Source organism: Synergistales bacterium (genome assembly GCA_021736445.1).
Taxonomy (GTDB): domain Bacteria; phylum Synergistota; class Synergistia; order Synergistales; family Aminiphilaceae; genus JAIPGA01.
Window position 1 is genome coordinate 1 of sequence record JAIPGA010000108.1, and the last position, 6,393, is coordinate 6,393.

Annotated in this window: 9 protein-coding genes; 5 read left to right on the plus strand and 4 right to left on the minus strand. The window is 67.6% G+C overall.

The genetic code is table 11. From position 1 onward, the window contains the following. Positions 1 to 416, minus strand: a 416-nt coding sequence (locus tag K9L28_11340) for an NAD-binding protein (GenBank protein MCF7936924.1), incomplete at its 3' end; no start/stop codon positions are given. Between the two features lie 144 nt (positions 417 to 560). Here K9L28_11340 and K9L28_11345 point away from each other — a divergent pair. After that, positions 561 to 1,544: an asparaginase gene (locus tag K9L28_11345; GenBank protein ID MCF7936925.1), complete on the plus strand. Its 984-nt coding sequence runs from the start codon at positions 561 to 563 to the stop codon at positions 1,542 to 1,544. 3 nt (positions 1,545 to 1,547) lie between these two features. Here K9L28_11345 and K9L28_11350 read toward each other — a convergent pair whose 3' ends face one another. Then, on the minus strand, positions 1,548 to 2,294 hold the full coding sequence (locus K9L28_11350) for a sulfite exporter TauE/SafE family protein (protein ID MCF7936926.1): 747 nt from the start codon (positions 2,292 to 2,294) through the stop codon (positions 1,548 to 1,550). A gap of 86 nt (positions 2,295 to 2,380) precedes the next feature. Between K9L28_11350 and K9L28_11355 the strand changes: the two genes are divergently transcribed. Then, on the plus strand, positions 2,381 to 2,803 hold the full coding sequence (locus tag K9L28_11355) for a DUF296 domain-containing protein (GenBank protein ID MCF7936927.1): 423 nt from the start codon (positions 2,381 to 2,383) through the stop codon (positions 2,801 to 2,803). A gap of 47 nt (positions 2,804 to 2,850) precedes the next feature. On the opposite strand, the gene K9L28_11360 is transcribed toward K9L28_11355, so the two are convergent. Then, entirely contained in the window at positions 2,851 to 3,351 is a 501-nt protein-coding gene (locus tag K9L28_11360) for a YbaK/EbsC family protein (protein MCF7936928.1), read from the minus strand. A gap of 46 nt (positions 3,352 to 3,397) precedes the next feature. Beyond that, entirely contained in the window at positions 3,398 to 4,273 is an 876-nt protein-coding gene (locus K9L28_11365) for a LysR family transcriptional regulator (GenBank protein ID MCF7936929.1), read from the minus strand. Positions 4,274 to 4,492: 219 nt separating this feature from the next. Here K9L28_11365 and K9L28_11370 point away from each other — a divergent pair, with 219 nt between their 5' ends. The 3 genes from K9L28_11370 to K9L28_11380 are packed head-to-tail and all read left to right on the plus strand — an operon-like array spanning position 4,493 to position 6,224. After that, positions 4,493 to 5,425 (plus strand): triphosphoribosyl-dephospho-CoA synthase, encoded by a 933-nt coding sequence (locus K9L28_11370; GenBank protein MCF7936930.1) that lies wholly within the window; start codon positions 4,493 to 4,495, stop codon positions 5,423 to 5,425. Between the two features lie 12 nt (positions 5,426 to 5,437). Continuing rightward, a complete protein-coding gene (locus K9L28_11375; protein MCF7936931.1) occupies positions 5,438 to 5,803 on the plus strand; it encodes a helix-turn-helix domain-containing protein in 366 nt (121 codons plus the stop codon). Continuing rightward, positions 5,790 to 6,224, plus strand: a complete 435-nt coding sequence (locus K9L28_11380; GenBank protein MCF7936932.1) for an ImmA/IrrE family metallo-endopeptidase — start codon at positions 5,790 to 5,792, stop codon at positions 6,222 to 6,224. Before K9L28_11375 ends, K9L28_11380 begins: the two co-directional genes overlap by 14 nt. The last annotated feature ends 169 nt before the right edge of the window (positions 6,225 to 6,393 follow it).

Sequence of the window (6,393 nt, forward strand, 5' to 3'; positions counted from 1 at the left end):
GAGATGGACAGCAGCTCCTCGATCTCCCGGGCCACCGAGCGTTCCGGGGAGATCATCATGTCGATGCCCAGGTCCTTGGCCCAGCTGTCGCTGTCGGTGAACTCCATGCTCCGGGTGCGGGCCACCACCATGCCCACCCCTTCCCGCTTGGCGATCCAGCAGGCCAGGATGTTCACCTCGTCGTGGTTGGTACAGGCGATGAGGAGATCCACCGCACTGGGCGAGGCCACGCCTGCCTGGTCGAGGATCTGCGGCCTGGCCCCGTTGCCGCGGACCACCATCACGTCCAGCTCGTCCTCGGCCTTCAGCGCCCGGGTCTCCTCGCGCTCGATGACCGTCACGTCGTGTCCTTCCTTTACCAGCTGCCCGGCCAGCGTAAAGCCCACCTCGCCGGCGCCTACGATCACTACCTGCACACAATCACCCCACTTGCCGCACTCCTGTCTTTCTGGAAGCAATCAATGATGCTACACTCTCTGCGGAATCCCGTCCACCCGTCTGCAGGGTACGCATCGCGGCGGCCGGCCCCGGGGCCGGAGGACGGAAGGAGGTCGGTTGCCATGAAACGACGCGGAAAGATCGCCCTGATCATCGCCGGGGGTCCCTTCACCCCTCCTACGATGGAGGCCCACGAGGAGGGCGAGGAACGCCCGCCTGCGGACGCGGTGATGCGGCTCTTCCCTTCACTGCAGGACAGCACCATCGAGGTGGTCGACTGGGGCCGCCAGCCCAGCAGTCACTATACCATACGGATCACCATGGACCTGATCGAACTCTGCCGCAAGCTCATCCAGGACGGCGTGGAGGGCATCGTCGTCTACTCGGGCACGGACATGCTGGAGGAGATGGCCTACCTGACGGACCTGCTCTGGGTCTACCCGCAGCCGCTGATCTTCACCGGGGCCTTCCGCGGGTGGGAGACCCTGGACGCCGATGCGGCGGGGAACCTCTACAACGCCCTGGTCGCGTCGCTCTCCAGAAACAGCTGGGGCCTGGGGGCGCTGCTCTGCTTCCAGGAGGAGCTCTTCTGCGCCTCGGAGGTCACCAAGGAGTACAGCTTCAAGAAAGACGGCTTCGCCGCGCCCGGTCCGGGCCCGGTGGGCGAGCTGGTGGCCGGGGAGCTTCTGATCCACCGCCGGCCCAACCGGCCCTCTCCGATGCGGGAGTCGGTGATCCCCGCCCGGGCCGTGGAGGCGGTCTACGCCTCCCTGGGCACCGGCGACCGGGTGCTCAAGTGCCTGGCCGACGACGAGGGCTTGGAGGGGCTGGTGCTGGCCGGATTCGGCAGCGGCAGCGTGCCCCCCTCCTGGCTGCCCTATGTGCGCAGCATCACCAAGCGGGACGTCCCGGTGGCGCTCACCTCGCGCTGCCAGCGGGGCATCGTGCAGACCCAGGCCACCTACGAGGCCAGCCCCAGGCGGCTGCTGGAGATGGGCGTCCTCAACGGCGGCAACCTCCGGCCGCTGCAGTGCAAGATCCGGCTGGCCGTGGGGATCGGGGCCAAGATGGACAGCACGGAGCTCCAGCGCTACCTGCTGGACTAGCGCCTAGAGGGCGTTGGCGAGCATCCGCAGGGCGCTGACGATGACCACCGCCGCCAGGATGTAGCGGATCCAGCGGTTGCCCTTCAGGACGGTGAACCGCGCCCCCAGGGCGGCGCCGGTCATGTTGCCCACCGCCAGCAGCAGACCGAAGGGCCAGGCCACCATGCCGTGGACGATGAAGATGGCCAGGCTGACGGCGGTATAGACGGCCACGATGACCACCTTGGCCCCGTTGGCATGGACCAGATCCATGCCAACCACGCCCACGAGCCCCCAGATCAGGAAGAATCCCACCCCGGCCTGGATGAACCCCCCGTAGACCCCGATGAAAAAGAAGACCACCTGCACCATCCAGCGCGGCCAGGAGCGCCGGATGTTCTCCTCCCACATCCTGGGACGGAAGACGATGAAGAGGGCCATCACGCTGATGAGGACGGCGATCACCAGGTTCAGCAGCTGCTGGTCGATCTGGACCACGATGCCCGTCCCCACGATGGAGCCCAGCACCGCCGGCCAGGTGAGGTGGAGCGTCTCGCTCATGGAGAGCACGTCGGACTTTCTGAAGTGGTGGATGGCCACGGCGTTCTGGCAGATGATGGCCACCCGGTTGGTGGCGTTGGCGATCCCCACCGGCAGGCCCAGAAAGACCAGAAGCGGCAGGGAGAGCAGCGATCCCCCGCCGGCCACCACATTGATAAAGCCTGCGGCCACCCCTGTGGCCAGTACGGCCGCGATCTGGAGCACGGTCATATCGGTTCCCTCCACGTCCTATGTATTTTCCATCGTTCTTTCCTGTGATATAATAACGTTGAAGCATTCTCACGGGGGGTGAAATCATGCGATACGCAATGAGCGAGGAAATCATCGCGATCCGTCTCACGGAAGGGGAGAAGCTCCACGAAAACATCGCCCGGGTCTGTGAGGAGAGCAGTGTGGACTCCGCCGTGGTGCTCGGCGCCGCGGGCATGGTCAGGGAGATCCGCTTCGGCTGGTTCAACGGCAACGACTACGAGATCAAGGACTTCGACGGCGTCTTCGAGCTCATCTCCCTCACCGGAGATGTGAGCATCAAGGGTCAGGAGATCTACCCGCATCTGCACGCATCCTTCAGCAGACCCGACCACTCCACTGTGGGCGGCCACGTCCTCAACGTGGTGGCCAACAACAACCTGGAGATCTTCCTCAAGCCCCTGACGAAGATACGCTTCGCCAGGGAGTTCGACGGCTGGTTCGAGGCGCTGGTCCCCCTCAAGCGCTAGGCGGAAGGCGGCGGCATCCGGTGAATCCACGGAGCGGTGGCCCGAGGCTACCGCTCCTTTTTGATGTCCGCCTTCTCCCCCCCTGCGGCGGCGGCCAGCGCTCCCGGAGCGACGGGGAAGAAGGCCAGATCGCAGCCCGCCGCGGCCCAGACGGTTTCATGGAGATAGAGATCCCTGTCCAGCAGGGCCTGGACACGCCCGGGGTAGCCGACGGGCGGCACGCCGCCCACCCGGAATCCCGAGAAGTCGTAGATATAGTCGGGGTCGGCCATCTTCACCTTTCTGCACTCCAGGCGGCGCTTCACCTTCTTCAGGTCGATCCTGTTGGGGCCGGACATCAGCGCCAGCACCGGCCGGTCGTCGGCCAGCAGCAACAGGCTCTTGAGAATCTGCTCCGGCGCCACGCCCACGGCCGCCGAGGCGTCGTCGACGCTGTGGATGGTGTGGTCGCTGTAGATGATCTCCGGGGCCAGGCCGGCCTCCTCCAGGGCGGCCCGGACCCGCTGGACCGCCGCCGCCTCCTCCGCTGTTACCTCCTTCGCTTCCATTCCGTTCTGCCTCCTTTCCAAATGTGACCATCCGGACTGCGGTCTGCTACCGCAGCCCGGCCCGTGCCGACAGATAGTCTACCAGCACCGCCGCGGTCCGACGGGAGAGATTCCCGTGGGCCAGATAGAAGGAGCGCTCCAGCGGCGGCGCAAACCGGCAGACGGCGATCCCCGCGACGCCCTCCAGGGCGCGCCGGGAGATGATGCCCGCCCCGCCTCCGGCCTTGACGGCCCGGACCACGCCGGCGCTGTGGCCGAAGGAGAGCCGGAACCGGGGGGTGCCCAGGCCGGCCTGTTTCACGGCCTCCCGGAGGACGGTGAGCGTCCCCGAGCCCTCCACCCGGCCGATCAGCTCCAGATCCGCCAGCTCGTTCAGGGTGACCTGCTCCCGCTCTCCCAGCGGGTGCTCCGGGGAGAGCGCCAGCACCAGCTCGTCGCGGAAGAAGGGGTGGAAGTGCAGCCCCGGCAGCTGCCGCTCCGCGCCGACGATGGCCACATCCACCCGCCTGGCCATGAGCTCCTCCAGGGCCTGGCGGGTGTCGGAGACATGGACGGCCACGTCCACAGCGGGATAGGCCTCCCGGAAGCCCACCAGCAGGTCCGGGAGCAGGAAGTCGCCGGGGATGGAGCTGGCCGCCACCGTCACGCTTCCGGCCACCTGCTGCAGGCTCTCCTGGACGGAGCGCTGCATGGTCTCCAGACGCCCCAGCACGACCAGCGCGTGGTCGTAGACGATCCTCCCCTGGGTGGTGAGCACCGATCGGGCGCGCCCCCGCTCCAGAAGCTCCACGCCGAGCTCCTCTTCGAGCCGGGCCACCTGCTTGCTCACCGCCGGCTGGGAGATCCCCAGGTGGGCCGCCGCACGGGAGATCCCTCCCTGCTCAACAATCGCCACAAGGCTCTCCAGAGCCCTGGTCTGCATCCTCGGTCCCTCCTTGTCGCACCCCGCGCCGTCCGGCTTCCGGCGGTCGGCGGGTGCTTGCGAAAAACGGCCATCTTGTCTATGCTGCTCAGGCGTTGGGCCCATGGCCCGACGCTTTGACACATGCGGCCATACCGACCGAGTATTACAGGCCCGGTGCGTTCCGTCAACGCGCGGGGCCGCCACCGGCGGGAACCCGCCGGGAGAGGAGAAGACAGGATGCCCTGCACCGTCCTCGGCGCCCTCGCGGCCGCCGCAAGCCTCCGGGAGGTCCACACGGCCCCCAAGCCGGGCCTTGTGGACCGCAACAACCCCGGCGCCCACAGCGATATGGACTACGCCCTCTTCTGCCGCAGCGCCTCCGCGCTGGCGCCCTTCTGGGCGGGCCAGGCGGAATGCGGCCTGGAAGGAAGCGGCGCGCCGGAGGACATGGCGCTCCTGCGCGCCCGCGGGCGGGCCATGGAGTCGGCCATGTTTTCGGCCACCGGGGGCGTGAACACCCACAAGGGGCTGATCTTCGCCCTCTCGCTGCTGCTCTACGGGGCCGGACGGGCGCTGCGTCTGGGGTCGGCGCTCACGCCGGCGGCGGTCTGCGAAGGTGCGCGCCTGCCTGTGGCGGGCTGCGTGGAACGCGAGCTGGCCACGCTCCGCCCGGGGGCTGCCGATGATCTGAGCCACGGCCAGCGTCTCTACCTTGAGCATGGTATCACAGGCATCCGCGGCGAGGCGGAGGCGGGCTTCCCCTCCCTGATGGAAACCGGCGTTCCCACGCTCACGGAGGCCCTGGCGGCAGGACGGCCGCTGGAGCCGGCCCTGCTGGAGACGCTGCTGCGGCTGATGCTGCGCACCGAGGACACCAATGTGATCCACCGGCGGGGCATGGCCTACTGGCAGGGGCCCTACCGGCGGCTGGTGGAGCGCCATCTGGCCGAGGGCGATCCCTACCGCGGCGACAGCTTCGCCAGGCTGTCGGAGCTGGACCGGCGCTTCTCCCGGGAGGGCACCAGCCCGGGCGGCGCCGCCGATCTGCTGACGGGCACGCTCTTTGTCTGCTGGTGCGGCGGGCTGCCCCGGCCGGCGGCTCTGGCGGAAAACAACAACCCCTTGTCAACAAAACGGTTTTCTTGTATCGTATCAGAAACTACCTTGTAGGGAGGAAGGGCCATGAGTTTCGGACGAAGACTCAAAACCCTCAGGAAATCACGGGGCTATACCCAGCAGACCCTCGCCGACAGTGTGGGCGTGAGCCGGATCTATGTCCAGGCGCTGGAGAGCAACCGGCGGTCGCCCTCCATGAAGCTGCTCCGCAAGCTCGGCGAGGAGCTGAAAGTCAACATGGCCGAGCTCCTGGAGACCACGGAGATCACCACCGACCACGGCCGCCTGCATCTGGAGGAGATCTTCGAGGACGCCGGGGAGGTGGAGGTCTGGTACAAGAGCAAGCGGCTCAAACCCCAGGAGATCGAGATGGTGCAGCGGCTGGTGGAGGCGGCGCTGGCACGGTGGGAAAACGAGGATGCTTCCGGATAGAGAGCGGAGTCCCCTGGAGGCCTACCACTTCCCCGAGAAGCCCGAACGGATCCCCCAGTGGGCCCTGGAGGAGGGCCGCCGGTGGCACCGGCTGGACGAGTTCGAGATCGTCGTGGAGGCCGAGCGCCGCAGCGGCCGCCGGGTGGATGTGGAGTACACGGTGCTGACGCCCAACATCTGGGGGCTCCATGTGGCCCGGGGGGAGCGGGCCTGCATCTACGTGAACAGCGATCTGCCTCCGCTGTGGCGGCGGTTCACCCTCTTCCACGAGCTCTACCACCTTCTGCAGCACCGCCGGGGGGAGTCCTTCTGGGCGCGCACGGCCACACCGCTTTCCTCCTTCGAGCACCAGGCGGACATGTTCGCCTGGGGGGCCATCCTGCCCGAATGGGCGGAGTGGGACGGGGACGTCTTCGCGTGAGAAACCTCTCGGTCTTCCTGCCCCACCGCTCCTGCCCCGGGCGCTGCGTCTACTGCAACCAGAGGGAGATCACCGGGGTGTCGCCCCCCGCACCGGGGGAGGTGCCCGCTCTGGTTCGCTCCGCCGGCGAGCCGGTGGAGCTCTGCTATTTCGGCGGCAGCTTCACCTG